Here is a 23,628-nt window from a genome sequence, read left to right as displayed (position 1 = left end):
AAAATGGTTTTTTCCCTCCGCTTAGGTCATTTTTGTGCAGAACTGCCGTTTGCAGCACCCTCTGCATAAATCGTTAAGCGTGTGTATTTAACACCAAGAAATAATATAACACAGCTTTATGCGACAATCAAGAATCCTTTACAGCTTTGCCGCGAAATTTTAAAAACAGCTCGATTTCTGTCTTTCCGCTCTGCATCCGTTTGGCAATTTCCGCGGGGGTGAGCCCTTGTTCATATAATTCTGAAACACGTTCTTCAAACGAATGCGCGCCGCTGTTTTCGTCACTTTCAGCCCGTTCCGTTGCACTGATGAGCTTTTCCATGTGGTCCGGAATATCAGGCTCTTCTTTCGGTTCCGGCCGGGGTTCGGCGTCTTCTGCGTCCGGCGCTTGACGGCTTTTTGCGTCTTCGAGTCTTTCATTTTCTTCTTTCAGCTCAAGCAGAAACGCTGCAAGGGTGTTTTCCGTCTCTTCAAGAATCTTCTTCTGCTGGCGCTCCGTCTCCTTGAGGGCTGAAAACCTCGTGTACAGAATAATGACGGCATAAAGCAGTACGCCGTGAAGCACAAAGCTTAAAAGCCATAATAGTGTTGACATGTTTTTCACTCGCTAACCATGAGTTCATTATTGAATTACTTTTTCAAGCAGGTGCTTTAATTTGAACAGCGCCTTTGAATGAATCTGTGAAATCCGCGACGTCGAAAGGTTCAGGACTTGTCCGATTTCGGTCAAAGTCAGTTCTTCTTTATAGAATAAACTGACGACAAGCTGCTCTTTTTCAGAGAGCTCATGAATTTTGCCCGCAAGCTGAGCGATCAGCTCGTCCTTCATGATTTTTTCTTCCGGCGGCACATTTTTGTCATCTCTGATCATCACTTGAATATTCTCACCGTCATCCTGGTCGTGAAGCTTTTCATCAATTGATAAGAGATTGGCAAAAAACCCTTCATTCATCGTTGATACTACGTCCTGCTCCGTCATCCCCAGCTCTTCTGCGATCTCTGAAGGCGTCACATTCCGAAGGTAGCGCTGTTCAAGTTTTTCGATCGCCGCTTCGACTTTTTTTGTCTTCTCCCGTGAAGTTCTGGGCAGCCAATCTTCTTTACGCAGCCCGTCGATGATTGCACCGCGAATTCTAAACGAGGCATAGGTATCAAATTTTAAATCCCGGCCGGGGTCAAATTTTTCTAGGGCATCATATAAACCAAGCATACCAAGGCTCATTAGATCGTCTTTATGCACCGATTTCGGCAGTCCGACGGAAATTCTGCCGACATGATATGTGACCAGCGGCATGTAACGGCGCATTAAATCATCACCGGCTTTAGGATCTTTCCACTCTTTCCAGCGCGACCAAAGCACCTGATCTTCATAATTCAAGGATTGCATTGTTATCCCCCTACCTCATACCTTTATTAAATCGTTGTTTCACCTTGTTTAACAGTTCGAATGTGCAGCATGCAGGACTTTGGCTCAAATTCAATCGTCCGGCCGCTTGAGCCGCCCGTATCTTCACTGATGACCGGAATGTTATACAATGAAAGCTGCTCTTTGATGGCCGCTACATTCCTCGGACCGATTTTCATCAGGTCGTTTGTCATTTTAAACTTAAACATCTCCGCTCCCCCGGCGAGTTTTGCCTTCAGGGCAAACTTGCGGCAGCCGGCTTTCAAAAGCATATCAATCGTCATCTTAACGGCGGTGTCCGCGTATTTTGCACGGTTGAGCTCCGCCGTTTTTGATAAACCGGAGTCCGGCAGCATGACGTGAACGAGTCCTGCCGTTTGTTTGTCTTTATCGTATAAAACCAGCCCCACGCATGAACCGAGTCCCGAGGTCCGGATTTTATCCGGGTAACGCGCGACTTGAACATCCGCAATCCCCACTTTAACGACTGCGGCTTCCGCACGGCTCATAAAGCCGCACCCAATGAGACGAAGAGCTTTTCAAAAGAATCATAGTCCGGGAGCATAAACATGTGGGCTTTGAGCTCCTGCCGGCTGCCCTGGTCAAAAATAGAAGTATCCACGACAATGGCATGCTCTCCGACTTGGCTGAGCTCCATCAGCCCTTCACTGATAACCGCGCCGAACATATCAAGTGAGATTTCCGGCACGCTCGGGTAAATCTCAAGCTTTGTCAAATCAGCCAATGCCGTTAAATAGGAACCTGCTAAAATATTGCCGAACTCATGTAAAGCAGAAGAACTCAAATGATCTTCGCCCAGCTGGTCAATATCAAAATCCGGATTTCCGATCAGCTCTCTGATAAACTGTTCCGCCTGATCAAAAGGCATGATGAGAAAGATAGAGCCGGTCATGTCGCCTTCCATTCTTAAAAAGATACTGGCGACCGGCGTTTCAGCCCCGCCGAAAAAATCAGCGAGCTCATCAAATGTCAATAAAGTCGCAAACGGCACTTCCATGTCTATCTTTCTGTTCAGCAGCTGAGCCATTGCAGAAGCCGAGTGACCCGCCCCGATATTTCCGACTTCCCGCAAAATATCCATCTGCTCTTCTTTGATCGCTTCAAACTTACTCATGTTGTCTTTTCCCCTTTAAGCATTAGGCTCTCCGGACGCAGATGCCGAAGCACCTTTATCCAGCACCGCATGCGCATCGATAATATTGAGGAGCCTGTTATCTTGCTTAACGATCTGTTTAATCCACACATCCGTTTCCTTTGTCTGGCTTTCAGGCGCGGATTCGATTTCATTTTCATGCACGGTGATGACGTCATTGGCCTCATCCACGACCCATCCGACATCAGCGTCACGGTAAGAAATGATGATAATCCGAGTCTCTTCTGTGATGTCCTGTTCAGGCTGGTTCAGACGTTTTCTTAAATCAAGAACCGGGGTAATCACTCCGCGCAGATTGATAACGCCGCGGATATAAGATTCCACACCCGGGACCCTCGTCGGTTTTTGCCACTTTTCAATTGATTTCACCTGGGAAACTGAGATAGCGTATTCTTTCCCGTTTATCATAAACACAATCATTTTTTCACCTGTTTTGATTTCAGCAGTCATTCGGGCACCTCCTCGTGTCGTTTTAGTAGATCAGCGCATTACAATCAATAATCAGCGCCACTTCTCCGTTTCCGAGAATCGTAGCGCCGGAAATCGCAAAGACGTTCGTCAAATAGTCGCCGAGTGATTTCAGTACGACTTCCTGCTGTCCGATAAAAGAGTCCACGACAAAAGCAGTGGATTTATCGCCCTTTTTCACGACGATTACATGGAACTGATCGGCATCCTGTTTTGAATCCGTAATGCCGAATTCTTTTTTCAGATAGACGATCGGAACGATTTGGCCTCTGAAATCAATCACTTCTCTGTCATGCGTCTGCAGGATATCTTTCTTATCAATAACAGCCGTCTCTATAATAGAAGAAATCGGTATCGCAAACGTCTCTTCTTCCAGTTTAATGAGAAGAACAGATATAATTGAAAGTGTCAGCGGAAGCTGGATACTGAAAAGAGAACCTTGGCCTTCCGCGGATTTGACACTGACAGAGCCGCCGAGTGATTCGAGTTTATTTTTCACAACATCCAGACCGACGCCCCTCCCTGAAATGTCAGAAATTTGATCGGCAGTCGAGAAGCCCGGAGCAAAAATAAGCTCGTAAATCTCATTATCTTCAAGCGTTTCAGCATCACGTTCGGTGATTACACTCCGTTCGAGCGCTTTTTCAAGAATTTTCTTTCTGTTCAAGCCGGCCCCGTCATCTTCAACCTCAATAAAGACGTGATTGCCGCTGTGATATGCCTTAAGCACGACATGACCTGATTCTGATTTTCCTTTATTCACCCGCACTTCAGGCGATTCAATGCCGTGATCGATGCTGTTTCTGATTAAATGGACAAGCGGATCGCCGATTTCATCAATCACCGTACGGTCCAGCTCCGTTTCAGCTCCGATGATGGACAATTCGATTTTCTTGTTTAATTCCTTTTGAAGCTGGCGGATCATTCTCGGGAAACGGTTAAAGACGGTTTCTACCGGCACCATCCGCATATTAAGAATAATAGACTGAAGGTCGCCCGAGATTCTGGTCAGGCGTTCAACGGTTTCAGTCAGCTCATTGTGGTCAAGCTCCTTGGCGATCTGCTCAAGACGTCCGCGGTCAATGACAAGTTCTTCAAAAAGGTTCATTGAAGAATCCAGTCTTTCAATGTTGACGCGAATCGTTTTCGAGCCGCTGTGATGCTTCGGCTGTTCTTCCGTTTTCGCTTGCGGCTTTGGCTGTTTCTCAGCCTTTTTAACCGGAGCTTCCTTCACCGGTTCAGCCGCTTGCGGTTTTTCGGCCGTTTTTAACGGCGCACCGGCAGAAATTTCGACATTCTCCACTTCTGAAATGCCGCTGATGAGTTCTTTAATTTCTTCAGCAGGCTGCTTTGTCAAGAAACACACCTGAAAATCCGTTCCGAAATCTTCCGTCTCAAGCACTTCCGCGGCAGGTATCGTTTTTGCGACTTCTCCGGCTTCATTCAGCTTTTCAAAAATCATGTACACCCGCACGGCTTTCAGCATGCAGCTTTCATTCAGGGAAACCGTTATTTCATAGCGGCTGAATCCTTGCTCTTCCGCCTCTTCAATAACAGTCCGTTCGAACTCATCATAATTCCATTCAGTTGAAGCCTGTTGTTTTGAAGCCGGCGGTTCTGCTGTTTCGGCTGAAGCCGCAGTCTCATGCACCGCATTTACGTCGAGCTTCGCACTCACTTCAGAAATATCACGTTTGCCGTCTCCTCCGTCAATAATGGACTGCACCATCTCTTCAAGATGATCAAGCGCTTCAAACAGCACATCCAGCCAATCTGATGTAACGGGCATTTCTCCGTTGCGGATGGCGTCCAGCACATTTTCCATCAGGTGGGTTAAATGCGCCAGATCTGTATATCCCATCGTTGCGCTCATGCCTTTCAGCGTATGGGCAGCTCTGAAGATGTCATGCACAAGCTGAAGGTCTGCCGGATCTTTTTCCAACAGCAGCAGCTTTTCGTTACATGTCTGTAAGTGCTCTTTACTTTCATCAATAAAGACATCTAAATATTGATTCATATCCAATTGATTCACACCCTCTCTTTTTTCACACATCCGGTGATGGATGCCGCGATATCTTCCACATGTTTAATCTCATGAATGAGGCCCGCCTTTATCGCTGACTTCGGCATTCCGAACACAACACAGGATTCGTCCGATTCCGCAATCGTTTTAACGCCGCCTGTTCTGAGCATTTCTTTTACGCCTTCGGTTCCGTCGCTGCCCATGCCGGTCATAATGACGGCTACCTTTTCGTAATCGGATAAGCGGCTTGCCGACCGAAACAAATAATCGGCTGACGGTTTATGCCGGCTTTCCGTATCATGAACGTCAAGAATGATGCGGAGCCTTCCGCCTTCCTCTGCAACCGTCATATTTTTTCCGCCGGGCGCGATGTACACCCATCCGTCTTTCGCTTCTTCACCGTTTTCCGCTTCTTTGACCTGAATATCTGACAAATGGTTGAGTCTGTCTGCAAGTGAAGCGGTGAAGCCTTCAGGCATGTGCTGAACGACAAATACAGGCGCCTTTAAATCCTTCGGCAGTTTCGGAATCACCTTTTGCAGAGCCCGCGGTCCGCCTGTAGAGGTCGCGATGAATACGGCCTGCTTGGCGGATTTTGCTTTCGGTCTTTCAAATCCCGCTAAAGCCGGACGTTCCGGGATAGAAGACTCTTTCACTGCCGCCTCAGGTTTTTGTGCGCGGGACAGCCCGGCTGCAATCACCCTCTCAATCAGCTGCTCTTTAATTTTATAAAGATCAAGTGAAATCGCTCCGGAAGGCTTGGTGATAAAATCAAATGCGCCCATTTCCAGACAGTTGATCGTTCGGTCCTTCCCTTGCTGTGTCTGGCTCGATACCATGATTACGGGAAGTTTATATATGCTGATGATCTTCCGCAATGTATCCGTTCCGTTCATGACCGGCATTTCAATATCAAGCGTGACAACATCCGGTTTGAGAAGCTCTATTTTCTTCAGCGCCTCTTCCCCGTTTCTGGCTGTCCCGATGACTTCTATCTGCACTTCCGCAGCCAGAAAATCGGTAATCATCTTTCTCATAAAAGCTGAGTCATCAACGACAAGCACACGAATCACTGTAAAGTCCTCCTCAATAAAAAAGAAGATAATCTCTCAATAAATGCCGGTTTCTCTTCTCTTGGTTTGTTTTCTTCCGTTTGAAACAAGACATCCGTCAGAAGACGGACGGACCTGCTGGCTTTTGCTTGAGGACTTTTTATTAAAAAAGGCACCTGGTCAATGACGGCTTGACTTACTAGCGGGTCATCGGGTATGGAGCCGGCGAAACGCACTTCCGCGCCTAAAAACGTGTGAATCGCATGAGAAAGGCGGTTGTACGTGTCCAGCGCCTGTTTTTGGGAGCGGGCGCGATTGACGGCAATGTTTACGGTCAGCCGTTCATCCGCGAGCAAAAGATGTTTGATCGCGCTGTAGGCATCCATAATGGCCGTCGGCTCAGGCGTTGTCACGGCGAGAATGTCTTCCGCCGATAAAATAAACGGCAGCTGTTCGTTTGAAAGTCCCGCTCCCATATCAAACAGAACGTAATCAAAATCGCTTAATACAGCGGAAAGACCATTCATAAAAGCCGCCCACTTCTCTCCGTCAGCTTGATAGATCGCCTCAAGCCCCGTTCCTCCGGATATGTACCGAAGGCCTTTCGGACCGGAGGACAGTGATTGCGCCAATGCGTGCCGATTCTCCATCACATCAATAATGGTGCGGGAAGAAGCAGCGCCGATCAGCACATCAATGTTGCCCATTCCGATGTCAAGATCAATGATGAGTGCTTTTTTTCCTTTTTCCTGCAGGGCAACTGCCATGTTTAATGTTAAATTAGATTTTCCGACGCCGCCTTTACCGCTGATGACGGCTAATGTCTTCGCTTTTTTCTCATAAAGCTCCGGCTTGATCATTTGCCGCTCTCTCATTTTCCTTCTTAATGACTCTGCCTGATCGGGTTTCATGTCAAAAGCATCCTTACAAACTCTTTTGGTGAAGCCGATAGGATGTCCTCAGGCACATCCTGTCCATTTGTCAAATAGGCGGCGCCGATTCTTGATTCCGACAGCACTTGAAACACGGAGCCGAGTGAGGCGGTTTCATCCGTTTTCGTGAAAATGAATTGATTGACCGGCACACCGGAAAACTGTTTCAGCACCTGTTTCATATCTTCATATTTTGCAGATGCCGATAATACGAGAAAGGATTGTAATCCTGATTCAAACGGAATCATCTCTTGTAATTCCGTAATATACTGCTCTTCTTTAAAGTTTCTGCCGGCTGTATCAATGAAAACATGGTCATATTCAGCGAATTTTTCCAGTGCCTTCAGGCATTCTTCCTTTGAATAGCATACTTCAAGAGGAGCCTGAAGCAGCTCCGCATATGTCTTCAGCTGCTCGACCGCGGCAATCCGGTAAGTATCCGTCGTCATAAAGGCAATTTTTTTATGCTCTGTCAGCATTGATGAGGCCGCAAGTTTCGCAAGTGTAGTCGTTTTGCCGGCCCCGGTTGAACCGAAAAGCACGACGTATTTTGATTGAATCCCTTCCTGCCACCTGTCTGCCGAAGGGAGTTTTTTCACTAACAAATCCTGCAGTTTTGAGCTGACATTATCTTCAGTTAAATCTCCGGAAACAATTGAAGAACTGAGCAATTCACTAAGTACGGCGTTTTGCGTATGATCAGGAAGCCCGGCTTGCTTCAATAGTCTCTCGGCTTTTTTTAATGGTTCAGGGAGCACTTCTTTCAAATGCGCAAGTTCGCCGGAAATACTTTGATCCGGAAGACGCGGCGGCTGAACAGGCTCAGCTTTCTCCGCCGTTTCCGTCTTTTTCATTTCTCCAGCGGCAGCCGGCGGCGTTTTTCTCGCTTCCCTGACGTCACGATCTAAAACCGCTATCACTTCGACGGCCTGCTGCGACCGCAGCCCCAGCCATTTTCGTTTCTTTACTTGTTTGGAATGTAAAATAACGGCATCATTGCCGAGTTCCTTTTTGATTTGCTTCGCGGCATCCTGCATTGAAGCGGCTGTAAATTTTTTTATTTTCATTAAATATCCACCACTCCAATGCTCTGTACTTCAACATTTGCTTCCAGCTCATTATAAGAAAGAACCGGAAGATCAGGGAAATACCGTTCTAACAGCTGTTTTACATACATTCTGACAGCAGGCGAGCAAAGAAGAATCGCTGACTCCTGACGGATGGAAAGCTGCTCGGCCTCTTTAGCGACAGAACGGATGATGCTGTCTGAAACCTCAGGGTCGAGTGACAGGTAATTGCCCTGTTCAGTCTGCTGAACCCCGTCTGCAATCGCTTTTTCCACCCGGCCTGAGCATGTGATGACCTTCAGCGTTTCATGCTCTCTCGCATATTGTGCCGTGATTTGTTTGGCAAGCGACTGTCTCGCGTATTCTGTCAAAAGGTCTGAATCTGTCGTTAATCTTCCGTAATCGGCAAGAGTTTCAAAAATGGTCACCAAGTTTCTGATTGACACTTTTTCTCTCAGCAATTTGGCAAGCACCTTTTGAATATCGCCGACAGAAAGAGGGTTTGGCGTGACTTCCTCAACAAGCACAGGATAATTTTCCTTCAGATGATCGATCAGCTGCTTTGTTTCCTGTCTGCCGACCAGTTCATGAGCATGCTGCTTAATTTTTTCTGTAATATGCGTAGATACGACTGACGCCGGATCAACAACTGTATACCCCAGCATGTCCGCTTCATCTTTCGCAGCTTCGCTGATCCATTTTGCGGGAAGTCCGAACGACGGTTCAATCGTTTCAATGCCTTCAATGACGTCATCTTCAGGCGTCGGTGACATCGCTAAGTAATGATCCAGCAGGAGCTCTCCTTTAGCGACTTCATTGCCTTTAATTTTCAATCTGTATTCATTCGGCTGGAGCGCGATGTTATCCCTGATGCGCACAACCGGAATGACAAGTCCCAATTCAAGCGCAAGCTGACGTCTGATCATGACGATGCGGTCAAGAAGATCACCGCCCTGCCCCGCGTCTGCAAGCGGCACGAGTCCGTATCCGAACTCAAATTCAATCGGATCAATATGTAAAAGCTGCACGACGCTTTCCGGGCTTTTCAGTTCATCCGCCTGAGCCTCTTCTTCAAGAATTTCTTCCTCTTCTTCGCTCGGCTTATCCGTTTTGGACAGCATGTAAGCGCCGAATGCAAGCAGACCGGCGATCGGTCCCGTCAGCAGAATGCCGATCGGTGTAAGAAGACCGAGCAAAAGTACAGTTCCCGCGGCTACATACAAGAGCTTCGGATAAGCAAACAGCTGGCCTGTAATATCATGACCGAGGTTTCCTTCAGATGCCGCTCTCGTCACGACAATCCCCGTAGCCGTTGAGATGAGCAAAGCCGGCATTTGAGAAACGATACCGTCACCGACCGTCAGCATTGTAAAGTGAGACGCGGCTTCTTGTATGCTCATCCCCTGCTGCAGCATGCCGATTACAATTCCGAAAATAATATTGATCATCACGATGATGATACCCGCGATGGCATCCCCTTTGACGAATTTGCTCGCACCGTCCATGGCGCCGTAAAAATCGGCTTCCCGGGCGACTTTTTCACGTCTGTGCTTTGCATCCTGCTCCGTAATCATGCCGGCATTTAAATCCGCGTCAATACTCATTTGCTTTCCGGGCATCGCATCGAGCGTAAATCTCGCCGCCACTTCCGATACCCGCTCGGCGCCTTTTGTAATGACAATAAACTGAATAATAATCAAGATAATGAAGACAACAAGCCCTACCAGCACATTTCCGCCGACAACGAAATTCCCGAATGTCTCAACAACCTTTCCCCCTTCTCCGTGAGAAAGAATCGAACGTGTCGTCGACACATTGAGCGCAAGCCGAAACAGCGTCAATAACAGCAGCAATGACGGGAATATCGAGAATTGCAGCGGTTCTTGCATATTCATTGTGGTGAGAAGCACGATCAACGCAAGAGAGATATTAATGATGATCAAAATACTTAACAACCATGGAGGGAATGGAATCACCAGCATTGCCACAATGAGGACAACACTTATTAAAACCGATAAATCTCTTGTTGACATGCTGTTTTTCTCTCCTTTTGAATCTGAAATTCACTATACTTTTTGTTTCGTTTTATATACATAAGCCAAAATTTCCGCAATGACTTTGAAAAACTCTTCCGGCACAGCCTGGTCAATGTCAACCTGATCATATAACGCACGCGCGAGCGGCCTGTTTTCAATCGTCATGACATCGTGTTCTTTGGCGATCTGCCTGATTTTTAATGCGAGATGGTCGACCCCTTTGGCAACAATGTAAGGGGCGTCCATTTTCTTTTCATCATATTTTAAAGCTATCGCATAATGGGTCGGGTTGGTAATGATGACATCCGCTTTCGGCACTTCCTGCATCATCCGCCTCATCGCCATTTCCCGCTGCTTCTGCTTAATTTTGGACTTGATTATCGGATCACCCTCCGATTTTTTGTATTCATCTTTTATATCCTGCTTTGACATTCTGATATTTTTCTCATAGTCAAAACGCTGATATAAATAATCAAGCCCGGCCAGCAGCATTAAAGCCCCTGATCCCGCAAGCCCCATCCAAAGCGTGAGCTTAGAAACGAAAGTGAGCACTTCCGCAGGCGTTAAAAGAGGAAGGCGGAGAATATCGCCATAATGAAGCCAGAGCACCATAAAGGCGGCAAAACCGACCACAGTAATCTTCAAAATAGATTTGACCAGTTCAACAATCGCCCTCATGCTGTAAATCCGCTTAAAACCTTTCAGCGGGCTGAGCTTATTCAAGTCAGGCTTGAGGACTTCCGCAGAAAACAGAAAACCCACCTGCATGTAATTGCTCACGACACCTGCCACAAGCGCGACCAGCATAATCGGCGCGAGGATGAGGCTGATATCTTTCACCGTATCCACGAACAGTTCATGCACGGCAGATGCTGACAGGTGTAATGTTATCGATTTCGTATAAAACGTTTTAATAAAGGACAGCAGCCTGTCCCGCATATAAGGACCGAGCGCGATCAGCGAAAGAAAGATAATCAGTAAAGAAACGGCTGTATTCACATCCGTACTTTTCGCGACCTGTCCTTTCTTTCTTGTATCCTTCCGTTTTTTCGGAGTGGCTTTCTCCGTTTTTTCACCGGCAAAGAATTGCAGATTCAGTCTGAGTCTCATCATGTCACACCGACCAATGCCAATAGATTCCGCATGGTTTCAACGGTAAGGCTGAAGATGTTGCGGACGACGACAAACATCACCGACATACAAACGATCAGCATAATAAAGCTCACGGCTATTTTCAGAGGAAGCCCGACAACGAAAACATTCAGCTGCGGCACCGTTCTCGCTACAATACCGAGCGCCAAATCAACTAAAAACAGACTGGCCACAACCGGCGCAGACATTTGAAAAGCGATAATAAACATGGCACTGAAGCTTTTTGCGATAAAAAGTCCAAACTGATCATTTCCAAACGACGGAAATGCCTGGTCAAGCGGGATATACTGAAAGCTGTAATAAATCCCGTCCAATAAAAGATAATGGGCGTTTACGCTGAGCATAAATAACAGCGCAAGCGTATAAACGAATTGTCCGATCAGCGGGCTTTGCGTTCCTGATTGCGGATCAATGACATTGGCGATGGAAAAGCCCATCTGAAAATCAATAAAGGAACCTGCTATCTGAATGGCTGTCATCATCATGAAAGCGATCAGCCCGAGGCTCAAGCCCACAACGGCCTCTTTTATGACAAGCAGCATATACTGTTCCCCTATTTCTATTTCCGGCGCATGTTTCAGCGTGCTGAAGCAGATCACCGAAAGAAAAAAAGCAAAGCCGATTCGGTGAACCGCCGGCAGATTCCGATGTCCGAACACCGGCACCGTTACAAAAAAAGCAGAGATTCTGATAAAGACCAATAAAAAAGCGGGAAATAAATCAATGATGGAATTCATTTGATTCTACCCTGCAAATCGGTTCAGATGAGAAAACAGATCAGTTGTGAACGAAAGAATCGTCGACAGCATCCAAGGACCGAAAAAGATCAGTCCAAGCATCACCGCCACGATTTTCGGAATGAACGCAAGCGTCTGTTCCTGTATTTGAGTTGTCGCTTGAAAGATACTGACGAGCAAACCGACGATCAGCGCGATCGCAAGCAGCGGCCCACTGATCATTAGTGTTACATATACGGCTTTTTCCGCCATGGAAATTACAAATTCTGAACTCACAATTAGCACCTACCCTAAAAGCTGTCAAGCAAAGATTTCACGATTAAATACCATCCATCGACCAAAACGAAAAGCAATATTTTAAAGGGCAGAGAGATCATAACCGGCGGAAGCATCATCATTCCCATTGACATTAAGACGCTCGCCACGACCATATCGATAATTAAAAACGGAATAAAAATCATAAAGCCCATTTGAAAAGCGGTTTTGAGTTCTGATATCGCATAAGCGGGCACCATCGTCGTCAAAGGAATATCCTGAATCGATTCAGGTTTTTTCATCTTGGCATAGTTCATAAACAGCGCCAGATCCTTCTGCCTTGTATGCTTGCTCATATACTCTTTAATCGGCTTCTCGGCTTTTGTATATGCTTCATCGAGACTGATTTTGTTGTCCATCAGCGGCGTTAAGGCTTCCTTATTAATCTCTGAAAAAGTCGGCGCCATAATAAAAAACGTCAAGAACAGCGCAAGGCCGATTAAAACCTGGTTGGGAGGCATGTTCTGCGTCGCCAGTGAGGTTCTCACAAAAGACAGGACGATGACGATTCTCGTAAAGCAGGTCATCAAAATCAGAATCCCCGGCGCCACTGAAAAGACAGTCAAAAGCAGCAGTAATTTAACAGTGGAGCTGACTTCGGTCGGACTGCTTGAATTAAAAAGATTAATAAATTCATTCATGATGATAAGGGCCTTTCTTCTTTCCTTCAGAACGGCTTTGTTTCAGCTCGTTCAACTGTTCTTTCAGCGCTTTTGAAAACGACGGAAGCATCGTTTGCGGCTTTTTTTCTCCATCCTTACGCGGATTTACGAGCTTGGTCCATTCCACTTTTGAAGACATCGACTCTTCGTATTGGCTCAGAATCGCCTCGCGCTCTTTTTCATCTTCAATTTCTTTTAAAAGCTGTATCGTTTCGCCCACACCGACTACGAGAACGCTGTTTCCCACTTTAATCAGCTGCACGGAACGGTTTTGGCCGACTGACGTTCCGCCGATATTTTCTACATATTGAAACGGCTTCAACAGACGGTTTCTTCTATTCATCAGTTTGACAAATCCATAGATCAGCAGAATGACGAATAATAACGCCCCAATCATCTTTACAAAATCAAAAGCGGAGACAGAAGATGCAGAAGCATCCCCTATCTCTTGATCAGCCGTTTGTTTCGATGTATCGCTTTTTTTCTCTGTTTTGTTTGTTGATTGTTTGTCAAACCATTCGTTGACGGTGGAATTGTCAGACTCCGCCGCAAAAGCAGGGAACGGATGTACATTGAGTAAAACGAAACAACAAATCAAAGCTAGTAAACCATGACTCTTTTTCAACAGTCGTACACCCTTTAGCTTAATGTTTTATTAATGGCTTCAAGCACGCGGTCCGCTTGGAACGGTTTCACGATAAAGTCTTTTGCGCCGGCTTGAATCGCGTCAATAACCATTGACTGCTGGCCCATAGCCGAACACATGATGATTTTCGCCTGCGGATCGATTTGTTTAATTTCCTTTAGAGCTGTAATCCCGTCCATTTCAGGCATTGTAATATCCATTGTCACAAGGTCGGGGGAATGCTCTTTGAATTTTTCGACCGCCTGCGCTCCGTCTGAAGCTTCAGCTACAACGTCAAAACCGTTCTTCACTAAAATATCTTTGATCATCATTCTCATAAATGCTGCATCGTCTACAATTAAAATTCTGTGTGCCATAATCTGTTTCTCTCCTCTATGTTCGCTTATTTTAAATTGTTAAGGCGGTCTGCCTGACTTAAAATATCAGTGACTCTCACGCCGAAGTTTTCTTCTATGACGACGACCTCGCCTTTTGCCACGATCCGCTGGTTGACCAGGATGTCAACAGGTTCACCAGCCAGCTTGTCAAGCTCAATAATGCTTCCCGCAGAAAGTTCAAGGATTTCTTTGACGCTTCTCTTCGTTCTGCCGAGCTCAACCGTAACGGAAAGCGGAATATCCATCAGCATATCAAGGTTATTCCTTGATCCTTGCGCCGCTTCGTTATGATCAAACGCCTGGAATTCCACCGGAGCGACTTGAACAGGAGCAGCTTTTTTTGCGGTTCCCTGTCTCTTCGGAAGCTCGGGTTTTGCCTGCGGCTCCGGCTGCATGGCAGGTTCCGGCTGCGGCGTTTCGTATGTTTCCTGTGGTTCTGATACGGTTTCTGCGGCCTCTGACTCATGCTGGTCTGCAGTCATCAGTTCTGCGATCAGATCTTTCGCAAACGTAATCGGATAAAGCTGCATGATGCTCGAATCGATTAATTCACCGACTTTCAGACGGAATGACACTTTTACGAGCAGGTCATCCTCAGGTATTCTGTCGGTCCCTTTTTCTTCCGTCAAATCCAGAAGTTCAACCCTTGGCGGAGAAATGTCAATCTTTTTACTGAACACGGTCGACATTGACGTAGCAGCCGAGCCCATCATTTGATTCATTGCTTCCTGAACGGCGCTCAGGTGGATTTCACCGAGTGACGGATCGGCGCCCCGGCCGTCTCCGCCGATCATCAAATCCGCGATGATGGCCGCGTCGCTTTGTTCGACGACGAGCAAATTGCTGCCGTCAAAGCCTTCTGTGTAGTTCACTTCAATGGCAACATACGGATGAGGAAATTCATCACTGATTTTGCTTTTTGAAATGACGGTCACACTCGGTGTTGTAATGTCCACTTTTTGATTTAAAAGAGTGGACAGCGCCGTAGCCGAGCTGCCGAACGAAATATTCCCGATTTCTCCGATCGCATCGCGCTCAAGTTCAGACAAGTTCGCCCCTTGAGGCTGTTCTGTATCCTCTGATTGACTGCTTGTGCCGTTAAGAAGAGCATCGATTTCATCTTGAGATAATCTATTGTTCATCTTGTTCACCTCTTATGTCGTGATCTAAAATTTGCACTGCCTGTCTTCGATTCACCCGGCCGGCCTGCCCTAAAAACTTCGGTTTGTTTCCGACCAATACAGTAAGAGGATCAGTCACTGATTTGTCCAGAGTTATACAGTCCCCGACTTCCAAACTTAAAAATTCTTCTATTGTCAGTTCAGAAGCGCCCAATAGAGCCACAACGGGAATTTGAGCCGTCATGATGCGCTTTTCAAGCAACTTCGTTTCTTCGGGCTTCGCTTCATTCCGGTCTGATTGCATCCAATAATGTACGGAAAGCTTAGGGATAATCGGCTCAAGTACGACATGGGGAATACAAAGATTAATGACACCGCTGATTTCACCTATCTGTGTATTGAGAGAAATGACAACGACTGTTTCATTTGGGGAAACCATCTGTACAAACTGAGGATTCACTTCAAATTCAGTCATTTCAGGGTCAATATCAGCAATCGATTGCCAAGCTTCTTTGTAGTTGCCCAGTGCATTTTCAAATAAATTAGAAATAATATTCGTTTCAATTTCCGTAAGGCTGTCAGCTTTGTTATGAGTGATGCCGATGCCTCCCATGACGCGGTCAAGCATTGCGTATGCGATGGTGGGATTAACCTCCATCATGATTCTGCCTTCCATCGGATGAACATCGAATAAATTTAAAATCGTCATGTTCGGTATGGAACGGATAAATTCTTCATACGGCACCTGATCAACTGAGCTGACGGATATATGAATATACGTTCTGAGCTTGGCGGAAAAGTGTGTTGTGAGAAGCCTCGCAAAGTTATCATGTATCCGGGTTAAACTGCGTATCTGATCTTTCGAGAATCTGAGAGCCCGTTTAAAATCATATACCTTTACTTTTTTCTCTTTTACTTCCTTTTTCAGCTCTTCCGCATCCGCCTCACCCGTGGAAATGGCGGAAAGCAGTGCGTCTATTTCATTTTGGGAGAGAACTTCTCCTGACATTTTCTTCACCTCCGTATTCTGTCAAATTTGTTTTTATTGCAGATTAAAGGAGGTAATGTACACTTTCTGAACTTTTCCTTCTTGGAGATAGCTGTTTACTTTCTCTTTTAATGATTGTTTAAACGCTTCTCTTCCTTTATCTCCCTCAATCTCTCCGGCGCTTGTGTCGGCTAAAATGGAAATGATGTTGTCTTTCACCTGAAAATCGCGTTTTTCAAGTTCTTCCTTCGCTTTAGCCGAGTCGGTTTCAAGCTTGATGCCGATACGGATGATGCTGTCAGACTTTAAGTTTGTCGTGATATCGTCGACAGACACAGTGGCTGCAACGACTTCGTCAATTGTCGGCTTTTTATCTTTGCCCGAATTTCCGCTGACGACAAAATATGCTGCCGTTCCGAGGCCGGCGATGACAATTAAAATAATCAGCAAAATGATGACTAATTTTTTCTTCATTCTTCTTCCTCTATTCCCTGATCCAGTGAAAATATTTGTATGCTATGGTAAAACGATATGACTTTTTTGAGAACTGCTTCTTCCGGTTCTTTCACTACGAACTTTTTGCCGTTGGACAGTGTAATCGTCGTGTCGGGGAAGCACTCAATCTGTTCGATAAACAGCGCGTTCAGCGTAAAAGGCTGGCCGTTTAAACGGGTGACTTGAATCATGCAATCCGGAGAAGCGGCTTAACCGCCTCTCCTCCCTCCTTACCGTTTCAGATTAACCAGCTCCTGAAGGATTTCATCTGAAGTCGTAATGATTTTTGAGTTTGATTGGAAACCCCGCTGAGCAACGATCATTTCGGTAAATTCATCTGTCAGATCTACGTTTGACATTTCAAGATAGCCTGCCAAAAGCTTACCCGTTCCGTTTTCGCCCGGAGTGGTGACTGCGCTCGCAGCTCCTGAACTTAATGATTCTCTGTAAAGGTTGCCTCCGATTTTTTCCAGACCGGCGCTGTTAGGGAACGTGACCAGACCGATTTGTCCGGCATCATGAACCTCATCCCCTGCATCAGTATATGTAACGGTTCCGTCTGCACCGATGCTGTAATCTTTCGCATCAGTCGGAATATTGATTTTGCCGCCGCCGATTTTTTCAAGATAGTACCCGTCAGTCGTAACAAGGTTTCCTTGATTGTCCTTTCCGAAATTCCCCGCACGTGTGTAAACAATTCCCGCACCTGTATTAATCTGAAAGTAGCCGTCTCCGTCAATGGCTAGGTCGGTTTTATTCTGTGTAGCCTGCGGGGCGCCGGTTGAATGAACGACATCAATGGAAGAAGTCGCGGCACCCAAGCCGATTTGTTTTGAATTGGTCACGTTTGAACCGCCGGCGACTGTCTGGCTGATCATATCTTTAAATGTAACGCGGCTTTTCTTAAATCCCACTGTGTTGACGTTGGCGATGTTATTGCCGATTACATCTAGTTTTGTCTGAAAGTTTTTCATGCCGCTGATACCGGAATATAATGAACGTAACATGTTAAATTCCCCCTGGGTTTCTTTTTATTTAGATGTTTCGCTGACGGCCGTGACATTCCACGGACTGACCTCTTTGCCATTTTCAAGCACGAGCACGTAATTGCCGTTTGAATGCTTGACTGAATTGACCGGGCTTGTCTGATCCTTCCCGTCGCTGTCGCTGAATGTGACATTTTTGCCGATCCAGTTCACATACATCGTAAACGGATCTTGATTTTCTACAAATTTAGTCATCGTCGTATTCATATTCATCATTTGCTCCAATGAAGAAAATGTCGCCATCTGGCTGATGAATTCTTTGTCATCAACCGGATTGAGCGGGTCCTGGTTTTGAACCTGTGTCATTAAGATCTTCAGGAATTCGTCTTTCCCTAAATTCGTGCTGCTGTTTACTGCGGAGGTGCTCTTCGCGCTTGATGTGGTTGAAGCGCCCGCCGCGGCATAATCCGAGTTTACTGATGTCAACTATTCTTCCTCCATTTCATTGAGAGAAAGCTCCTCCAGCATATCTCCGAAATCGCCTGACTGCTGCTGGTTCTTCTGCTCTCTCTGTCCCTGATGCTGCTGTTTATTGTGATCGGCCGTCTGTCCGTAAACAGGCTGCTGATCCCCGCTTTGAAGCGGGACTGTAAAACGGTCGACTTGGACCGCCATATTCGGAAGCGACTGTTTCAGCTGAGGAAGATGCTGTTCCAGCAGCTCTTTCGCAGACTGGCTGGATGCGATTATTTTGCTTTGAAACATCCCGTTTTCGTTTGTCACCTTAATTGTGACAAATCCGAGGTTCTCGGGATTAAGACGAATCGTAAAGCTTCCGGTTGTTTTCCCGAAAGGCGTGTATTTCATCTGTTTCCAGCCGCTGATGACCTGATCCGTTAACGGTTTATTTTCTGCCGGCTGCTGTTCCCCTGCGGACGTTTGCTGAATGCCGGCAAGGCTTCTCGTTCCCGAAAACAGTATATGTGCAGACAATTTGCTGTCAGGCTCCTTTGCGTGAGAAACCGTGCCGCCGTTTTGCTGTTCTGTTTTCCCGGCTGACTCTTGGAATGATTCAGATGATTGAGATAACACAAAAGCTTTCAGCTCAGTTTCAGCCATATCCCAATCCTTTGTTCCCTTTTGAGAAAGGCCCGCAAGCTGCTCCGTGACGCTTTGAAAGCTCTTCAGCTCAGCGGCTGTCATGGAGTAAAGTTTAGATGCAGATTCGTTTTTCGGAAAAAATGTCTGCCGCAGGTCTTGAATCACGCGGTCCGGGACACCTTGTTTTTTCAATGCCTCTAATAAACGGGCGCCTTCCTGGTAAACCGCCTTTGCCTGCGCGCTGTCAGGCAGTTCCTGCTGAGATGTGAAGAGCTGGGATACGGCTTCTTGAATGAACAGCAGCCCCTTCTCAAGCGCATCCTTGACGGAATCCCCGTCTTTTGCGGAAGAATCCGGCTCATCCGTTTCAGGCTTCCCCCCATGCTGTTTTCCCGCTAACATGTCTTCAACAGATTCGGCAAGCTGTTTCAATAAAGGAAGAGCTGTTTCAGCCGTCTGCTTTCCTTCAAGAGCTTTTACCGCCTCAAGCAGCTGTTTTAGCTGCAATTCTTTATCTTCCGGGCCGGCTTTCAGCCAATCACCGATTTTCGATAGGGCATCATTCAGCTCTGCATCACTTGTTTTTGTTTCATCTCCGGGCTGCCGGGGAGAAGTGATTTCCGACAGGAGCCAGTTCTGAAATAGACCTAAGCTGTTTACATTCATCTTCATATTGCTGTTTTGCGCAGTCTGCGTACGATTACCCGTTAATTCAAGCAGCTTCAACTTACATCACTCCTTATTTCCGTCAGCGGATAGTTTTTCTGTATATTTAGCCGCTTGTTCAGGAGTCATTTTCGTCAAGATTTCAGCAAGCTGCTTTTTACTTAATCCGTTTAAAATATCGAGGGCTTCTTTTTCTTTCAGCTTTACGATAATGCTTGCCGCTTTACCGCTGTCCATACTTTTATAGATGTTGATCATTTTATCTTTTCCGGCTGAATCCGCAGCGTCTTTTTTCGTTTCATCCGTCTTCGTTTTCTGCTGCTGTTCAGCTTCCTGTTTCAGTGAACGGATTTTCTGATTCAGATTATCGATTTCGGACTTGCTTGTGTCTAAATCTTTATTCAAAATGTTAATTTCACTTTTTTGTTCCTTTATGGTCTTTTCAAGAGAAGCCGTTCTGTCTTCCTTCTGCTTTTCCGCCGCGCTTTTCATTTCTTTCGTTTCGGGAACCAATTCTTTTAAAACAGGCGTTTTAGCGGCTGTTTCCTGAATCGGCTTCATCACATCAACGCCGGCAGCCCAAAGGATGATGCTTGCGACGATGATCAGAAAAATCAGCGGGATCATGATAAAAAGCAGGATTGAACCGAACTTTCCAGATCTCTTTTCTTTATCGGCCATTTCATTCGCTCCTAATGCCCCTGAATCATAAACTGCTTGATTGAAATGTCGTCCATTTCCCTCATCTCTGCAGCTTTGTCTTCAAGTGCGAACATGTTAAATTGTTTTTCCCGCATTTTTTCAAATTTCTTTACTTCAATGTTTTTTTCGGTGAGCTGTTCCTGCTTCTCATTCATTTCATTTCGTTTCATGATGACAAGCTTTTGATAATGATAGATGGTGTTCTCAAGATTGGAAACGAATTGCTGATAATGTCTCATTTCCTGAACGCTCATCCCGCATTTCAGCTTTGATTCTTTGTCTTTTTCGAGCAATTCTTTTTTGCTCATATTTTCATATAGTTTTTCAGCCACTGTCTCAAATTCAGAAACCGATTGTCTGTATTCAGTCAATGTTTGGTCTTTTTCATTTTCTTTTAATTCCAGCAGCTTTTGAAATCTGAATTGGTATGCCACGATGTTTATTCCTCTTTTCCTGTCAGACTCGTCAATGCCGCAATGCTGTCTTCCAATTGAGCAGGTTCTTCCGTTCCTTGTTTTAAAAATTGAATAAGCTGCGGATAAAACTGAATCGCTTCATCAATTTCTCTTGATGACCCTCTTTTGTAAGCTCCGATATTAATGAGATCTTCAGAGTTTTGATAAGTTGACAGAAGATCGCGGAATTTGTTGGCCGCCTCTATATGCGATGTGTCTGAAATATTAGACATGACCCTGCTGATGCTTTTCAGGATATTCACGGCCGGGAACTGCCCTTTGTTGGCAAGCGCCCGATCGAGAACGATATGCCCGTCTAATATTCCGCGCACCGTATCGGCAATCGGTTCGTTCATATCATCTCCGTCAACGAGAACCGTATAAAAAGCGGTTATCGTTCCTTGTTCATTCGCGCCCGTTCTTTCCAGCAAACGGGGCAAAATAGCGAACACGGAAGGTGTATATCCTTTTGTTGTCGGCGGTTCTCCCGCTGCCAGGCCGATTTCCCGCTGAGCCATCGCGACCCTCGTGACGGAGTCCATCATGAACATCACATTCCGGCCTTTATCGCGGAAATACTCTGCAATGGCGGTGGCCGTATACGCCGCTTTCAAACGCATTAAGGCGGGCTGATCAGAGGTCGCGACTACGACGATCGAGCGTTTCAGGCCTTCTTCGCCTAAATCCTTCTCGATGAATTCACGCACCTCGCGCCCCCGTTCACCGACGAGTGCGATAATGTTTAAATCAGCTTCAGTCTGCTTCGCGATCATTCCCATCAGGGTGCTTTTTCCGACCCCGCTTCCGGCAAAAATCCCGATTCTCTGCCCTTTTCCTACCGTCAGCAGACTGTCAATCGATCTGACGCCGACACCCATCTTTTCCCGTATCGGCGGGCGTTTCATCGGGTTTGGAGGCGGCTGTTCCGTCGAAACGGGGGACAAACCTTTCGGAAGCGCCCGGCCGTCAAGAGGTTCGCCGAACGCGTCGACAACTTGTCCGATTAAACCCGCGCCTACTTTGATGCGGAGCGACTCGCCAGTGGCCTCCACAATGCTGCCCGGCGCGATGCTGGCCGCTTCCAGATAAGGCATTAACAGAATGTTTTCATCCTGGAAGCCTACAACCTCAGCTTTAATCGCTTTTTTCGCATGGCCTTTCGGATAAATGAGACAAACATCTCCGATTGAGCTTTCGGGCCCTTTTGATTCAATCATCAGCCCGATGACCCGTTTAACCTTGCCGTAGCGCTTGTACGGATCCGCTGTTTCAATTGAGTCTATTAAATACTGTGTCTTCATTGCTCCGCTCCCGCCTCAAGCGCCGTTAAAAGTTTTTGCTTTAATTGCATCAGCTGGGTATCTATGCCTGCATCGACACGTCCGAACGGAGTTTCTATCGAGCACGTTCCCTTCGCGGCTTTTTCATCGGCATATAAGCTTAATCTGCATTCTTTGTATAACAGCTGCTGAATTTCGTCCATATGCTGATGAACCGTCTCATAATATTCAGGGTCCACATAGATGGAGATGTCATCATAATCTTTTACTTCGGCTACTACCTGTTTGACCAGCAGAAGGAAAGCCTCTTTATCATCACTTTTTTGCCGCCATACTTTTTTAGCGAGCGCAACGGAAAGCTCAATGATTTCTTCCTCAGCGCTTTCCAGTTTTTCCTCGACTGACTGTCTCGCCATTTCCATAACGGCATTGGCCCGGCTGATGAGATTGGCGTATTCAGCTTGAGCCTCGGCTTTTCCCAATGCCATGCCTTCTTCATATCCTTCTGCCTTTGCTTCTTCTATCAATCTTTGTTTTTCTTCCGCCCAGCGGTGTTTCTCTTCTTCAATCTGACGAAGAGTGTGCTCAAATTGATTTTTCGCTTCTTCAGACACCCTGTCGGCTTCGGCCTTGGCAAAGGCCATGAGCGCCTCCGGATTTTCAAGTTCCTCCCGGTCTGGCTGGGAATGTGTTTTCCTGACTTCCTGCAAGGAAAGCTTACGCCGTTTTTGTTCAGGAGAAAATGATGATTGCTGTTTAATGATATTAGACAATAATATCGTCTCCTCCGCCTCGCGCGATTACAATTTCTCCGGCTTCTTCCAGCTTGCGGACGACGCCCACGATTCTTGATTGCGCCTCTTCCACATCACGCAAACGCACAGGCCCCATAATTTCCATTTCCTCTTTAAACGTTTCAACCATACGCTGTGACATATTGCTGAAGACGATCTCTTTGACTTCCTCGCTCGCAACCTTCAATGAAAGCAGGAGGTCGTCGTTTTCAACGTCTCTGATCACGCGCTGAATCGCACGGTTATCAAGGGTGACAATATCTTCAAAGACAAACATCCGTTTTTTGATTTCATCCGCCAATTCAGGATCTTGGATTTCTAATGAATCAAGGATCGTTTTTTCCGTTCCTCTGTCTACGCCGTTTAACACTTCAACAACGGCTTCTATGCCGCCGGTCTGCGTATAATCCTGCGTAAAGGAGGAGGACAGCTTTTGTTCAAGGACCCGCTCCACTTCATTTATGATTTCGGGAGACGTTCTGTCCATAACCGCAATCCTTCTTGCCACCTCAGCCTGAACGTCCGGGTTCAGCTCAGACAAAATCTGTCCGGCCTGAACCGGGTCAAGGTAGGATAAAATCAGCGCCATCGTTTGCGGATGTTCCTGCTGAATGAAATTTAAAATCTGTTCGGGCTCCGCTTTTCTTGCAAAATCAAACGGCTTTACCTGCAAAGAAGAGGTGAGCCTGTTTAAAATGCTTACCGCTTTGTCTTCTCCGAGCGCTTTTTCAAGCACTTGGCGGGCGTAATTTAAACCGCCTTGTGAAATATAGTCCTGAGCGATTGCGATATTATGAAATTCTTCAATGATTTCATCTTTTCTTTGATGATCGACGCTTCTGACTCCCGAAATCTCGAGAGTCAATCTTTCAATTTCTTCTTCAGACAAATGCTTGTACACAGAAGCTGATACATCAAGGCCTAAGGAAATCATGAGGATGGCTGCTTTTTGTTTTCCTGTAAGCTTGTTCTGATCACGTTTCGCCATTTTCCA

28 protein-coding genes are annotated in these 23,628 nt (G+C 46.3%); all 28 read right to left on the bottom strand.

Translation table 11 applies throughout. The annotated features are described in order from the left end of the window. Window positions 1-127: 127 nt before the first annotated feature. The 28 genes from NYE38_RS08480 to fliG are packed head-to-tail and all read right to left on the bottom strand — an operon-like array spanning window position 128 to window position 23,622. On the bottom strand, window positions 128-595 hold the full coding sequence (locus tag NYE38_RS08480) for a hypothetical protein (protein WP_014417782.1): 468 nt from the start codon (window positions 593-595) through the stop codon (window positions 128-130). A 27-nt stretch (window positions 596-622) separates the two neighbouring features. After that, window positions 623-1,387: an RNA polymerase sigma-28 factor SigD gene (gene sigD, locus NYE38_RS08475; RefSeq protein ID WP_003154217.1), complete on the bottom strand. Its 765-nt coding sequence runs from the start codon at window positions 1,385-1,387 to the stop codon at window positions 623-625. Window positions 1,388-1,413: 26 nt separating this feature from the next. Beyond that, the gene (cheD, locus tag NYE38_RS08470; protein ID WP_003154219.1) at window positions 1,414-1,914 is read right to left on the bottom strand and encodes a chemoreceptor glutamine deamidase CheD; all 501 of its coding nucleotides are present in this window, start codon (window positions 1,912-1,914) and stop codon (window positions 1,414-1,416) included. Next, window positions 1,911-2,540: a CheY-P phosphatase CheC gene (cheC, locus tag NYE38_RS08465; protein WP_014417781.1), complete on the bottom strand. Its 630-nt coding sequence runs from the start codon at window positions 2,538-2,540 to the stop codon at window positions 1,911-1,913. The genes cheD and cheC overlap by 4 nt, the downstream gene beginning before the upstream one ends. 15 nt (window positions 2,541-2,555) lie before the next feature. Continuing rightward, window positions 2,556-3,029, bottom strand: a complete 474-nt coding sequence (gene cheW, locus NYE38_RS08460; protein WP_003154225.1) for a chemotaxis protein CheW — start codon at window positions 3,027-3,029, stop codon at window positions 2,556-2,558. A 22-nt stretch (window positions 3,030-3,051) separates the two neighbouring features. Further along, window positions 3,052-5,070, bottom strand: coding sequence for a chemotaxis protein CheA (cheA, locus tag NYE38_RS08455; protein ID WP_063636641.1), 2,019 nt, complete (start codon window positions 5,068-5,070; stop codon window positions 3,052-3,054). Between the two features lie 5 nt (window positions 5,071-5,075). Next, a complete protein-coding gene (locus NYE38_RS08450; protein WP_007409791.1) occupies window positions 5,076-6,143 on the bottom strand; it encodes a chemotaxis response regulator protein-glutamate methylesterase in 1,068 nt (355 codons plus the stop codon). Further along, on the bottom strand, window positions 6,140-7,033 hold the full coding sequence (locus NYE38_RS08445) for a MinD/ParA family protein (protein ID WP_014417779.1): 894 nt from the start codon (window positions 7,031-7,033) through the stop codon (window positions 6,140-6,142). Before NYE38_RS08445 ends, NYE38_RS08450 begins: the two co-directional genes overlap by 4 nt. Further along, window positions 7,030-8,121: a flagellar biosynthesis protein FlhF gene (flhF, locus tag NYE38_RS08440; RefSeq protein ID WP_123117823.1), complete on the bottom strand. Its 1,092-nt coding sequence runs from the start codon at window positions 8,119-8,121 to the stop codon at window positions 7,030-7,032. The genes NYE38_RS08445 and flhF overlap by 4 nt, the downstream gene beginning before the upstream one ends. Then, on the bottom strand, window positions 8,121-10,154 hold the full coding sequence (gene flhA / locus NYE38_RS08435; RefSeq protein ID WP_029973463.1) for a flagellar biosynthesis protein FlhA: 2,034 nt from the start codon (window positions 10,152-10,154) through the stop codon (window positions 8,121-8,123). Before flhA ends, flhF begins: the two co-directional genes overlap by 1 nt. A gap of 33 nt (window positions 10,155-10,187) precedes the next feature. Beyond that, entirely contained in the window at window positions 10,188-11,267 is a 1,080-nt protein-coding gene (flhB, locus tag NYE38_RS08430) for a flagellar biosynthesis protein FlhB (RefSeq protein WP_014417776.1), read from the bottom strand. Further along, window positions 11,267-12,046: a flagellar biosynthetic protein FliR gene (fliR, locus tag NYE38_RS08425; protein ID WP_025649460.1), complete on the bottom strand. Its 780-nt coding sequence runs from the start codon at window positions 12,044-12,046 to the stop codon at window positions 11,267-11,269. Before fliR ends, flhB begins: the two co-directional genes overlap by 1 nt. A gap of 6 nt (window positions 12,047-12,052) precedes the next feature. Then, the gene (gene fliQ / locus NYE38_RS08420) at window positions 12,053-12,322 is read right to left on the bottom strand and encodes a flagellar biosynthesis protein FliQ (protein ID WP_003154234.1); all 270 of its coding nucleotides are present in this window, start codon (window positions 12,320-12,322) and stop codon (window positions 12,053-12,055) included. 14 nt (window positions 12,323-12,336) lie between these two features. Beyond that, the gene (fliP, locus tag NYE38_RS08415) at window positions 12,337-13,002 is read right to left on the bottom strand and encodes a flagellar type III secretion system pore protein FliP (RefSeq protein ID WP_007409786.1); all 666 of its coding nucleotides are present in this window, start codon (window positions 13,000-13,002) and stop codon (window positions 12,337-12,339) included. Next, a complete protein-coding gene (gene fliZ, locus NYE38_RS08410) occupies window positions 12,995-13,648 on the bottom strand; it encodes a flagella biosynthesis regulatory protein FliZ (protein WP_003154237.1) in 654 nt (217 codons plus the stop codon). The genes fliP and fliZ overlap by 8 nt, the downstream gene beginning before the upstream one ends. Before the next feature lie 14 nt (window positions 13,649-13,662). Further along, window positions 13,663-14,025 (bottom strand): chemotaxis protein CheY, encoded by a 363-nt coding sequence (gene cheY, locus NYE38_RS08405; RefSeq protein WP_003154238.1) that lies wholly within the window; start codon window positions 14,023-14,025, stop codon window positions 13,663-13,665. Window positions 14,026-14,051: 26 nt separating this feature from the next. Next, window positions 14,052-15,188 (bottom strand): flagellar motor switch phosphatase FliY, encoded by a 1,137-nt coding sequence (fliY, locus tag NYE38_RS08400; protein WP_025649461.1) that lies wholly within the window; start codon window positions 15,186-15,188, stop codon window positions 14,052-14,054. After that, on the bottom strand, window positions 15,178-16,176 hold the full coding sequence (gene fliM / locus NYE38_RS08395) for a flagellar motor switch protein FliM (protein WP_003154240.1): 999 nt from the start codon (window positions 16,174-16,176) through the stop codon (window positions 15,178-15,180). Before fliM ends, fliY begins: the two co-directional genes overlap by 11 nt. 33 nt (window positions 16,177-16,209) lie before the next feature. Next, complete coding sequence (gene fliL, locus NYE38_RS08390; RefSeq protein WP_014417773.1) at window positions 16,210-16,629, bottom strand: flagellar basal body-associated protein FliL; 420 nt, start codon at window positions 16,627-16,629, stop codon at window positions 16,210-16,212. Beyond that, on the bottom strand, window positions 16,626-16,841 hold the full coding sequence (locus tag NYE38_RS08385; RefSeq protein ID WP_003154243.1) for a flagellar FlbD family protein: 216 nt from the start codon (window positions 16,839-16,841) through the stop codon (window positions 16,626-16,628). Before NYE38_RS08385 ends, fliL begins: the two co-directional genes overlap by 4 nt. A gap of 39 nt (window positions 16,842-16,880) precedes the next feature. After that, on the bottom strand, window positions 16,881-17,657 hold the full coding sequence (flgG, locus tag NYE38_RS08380) for a flagellar basal body rod protein FlgG (protein WP_007409783.1): 777 nt from the start codon (window positions 17,655-17,657) through the stop codon (window positions 16,881-16,883). Between the two features lie 24 nt (window positions 17,658-17,681). Next, window positions 17,682-18,122, bottom strand: a complete 441-nt coding sequence (gene flgD, locus NYE38_RS08375) for a flagellar hook assembly protein FlgD (RefSeq protein ID WP_007409782.1) — start codon at window positions 18,120-18,122, stop codon at window positions 17,682-17,684. After that, window positions 18,123-19,463: a flagellar hook-length control protein FliK gene (locus NYE38_RS08370; protein ID WP_025649462.1), complete on the bottom strand. Its 1,341-nt coding sequence runs from the start codon at window positions 19,461-19,463 to the stop codon at window positions 18,123-18,125. It abuts the gene before it with no gap. Window positions 19,464-19,469: 6 nt separating this feature from the next. Further along, the gene (locus NYE38_RS08365) at window positions 19,470-20,084 is read right to left on the bottom strand and encodes a MotE family protein (protein ID WP_007409780.1); all 615 of its coding nucleotides are present in this window, start codon (window positions 20,082-20,084) and stop codon (window positions 19,470-19,472) included. Window positions 20,085-20,095: 11 nt separating this feature from the next. After that, complete coding sequence (gene fliJ / locus NYE38_RS08360; RefSeq protein ID WP_003154253.1) at window positions 20,096-20,539, bottom strand: flagellar export protein FliJ; 444 nt, start codon at window positions 20,537-20,539, stop codon at window positions 20,096-20,098. 5 nt (window positions 20,540-20,544) lie between these two features. After that, window positions 20,545-21,861, bottom strand: a complete 1,317-nt coding sequence (gene fliI, locus NYE38_RS08355) for a flagellar protein export ATPase FliI (RefSeq protein WP_007611430.1) — start codon at window positions 21,859-21,861, stop codon at window positions 20,545-20,547. Further along, window positions 21,858-22,613 (bottom strand): flagellar assembly protein FliH, encoded by a 756-nt coding sequence (gene fliH / locus NYE38_RS08350; RefSeq protein ID WP_063636636.1) that lies wholly within the window; start codon window positions 22,611-22,613, stop codon window positions 21,858-21,860. The genes fliI and fliH overlap by 4 nt, the downstream gene beginning before the upstream one ends. Next, window positions 22,606-23,622, bottom strand: coding sequence for a flagellar motor switch protein FliG (gene fliG, locus NYE38_RS08345; protein WP_003154256.1), 1,017 nt, complete (start codon window positions 23,620-23,622; stop codon window positions 22,606-22,608). Before fliG ends, fliH begins: the two co-directional genes overlap by 8 nt. Between the last annotated feature and the right edge of the window lie 6 nt (window positions 23,623-23,628).

Origin of the sequence: Bacillus sp. EU63 (genome assembly GCF_038592915.1) — a bacterium.
In the GTDB taxonomy this organism is placed as follows: Bacteria; Bacillota; Bacilli; order Bacillales; family Bacillaceae; genus Bacillus; species Bacillus velezensis.
The sequence above is the reverse complement of the archived record's forward strand: the minus strand, read 5'-3'. Positions and strand labels throughout refer to the sequence as shown.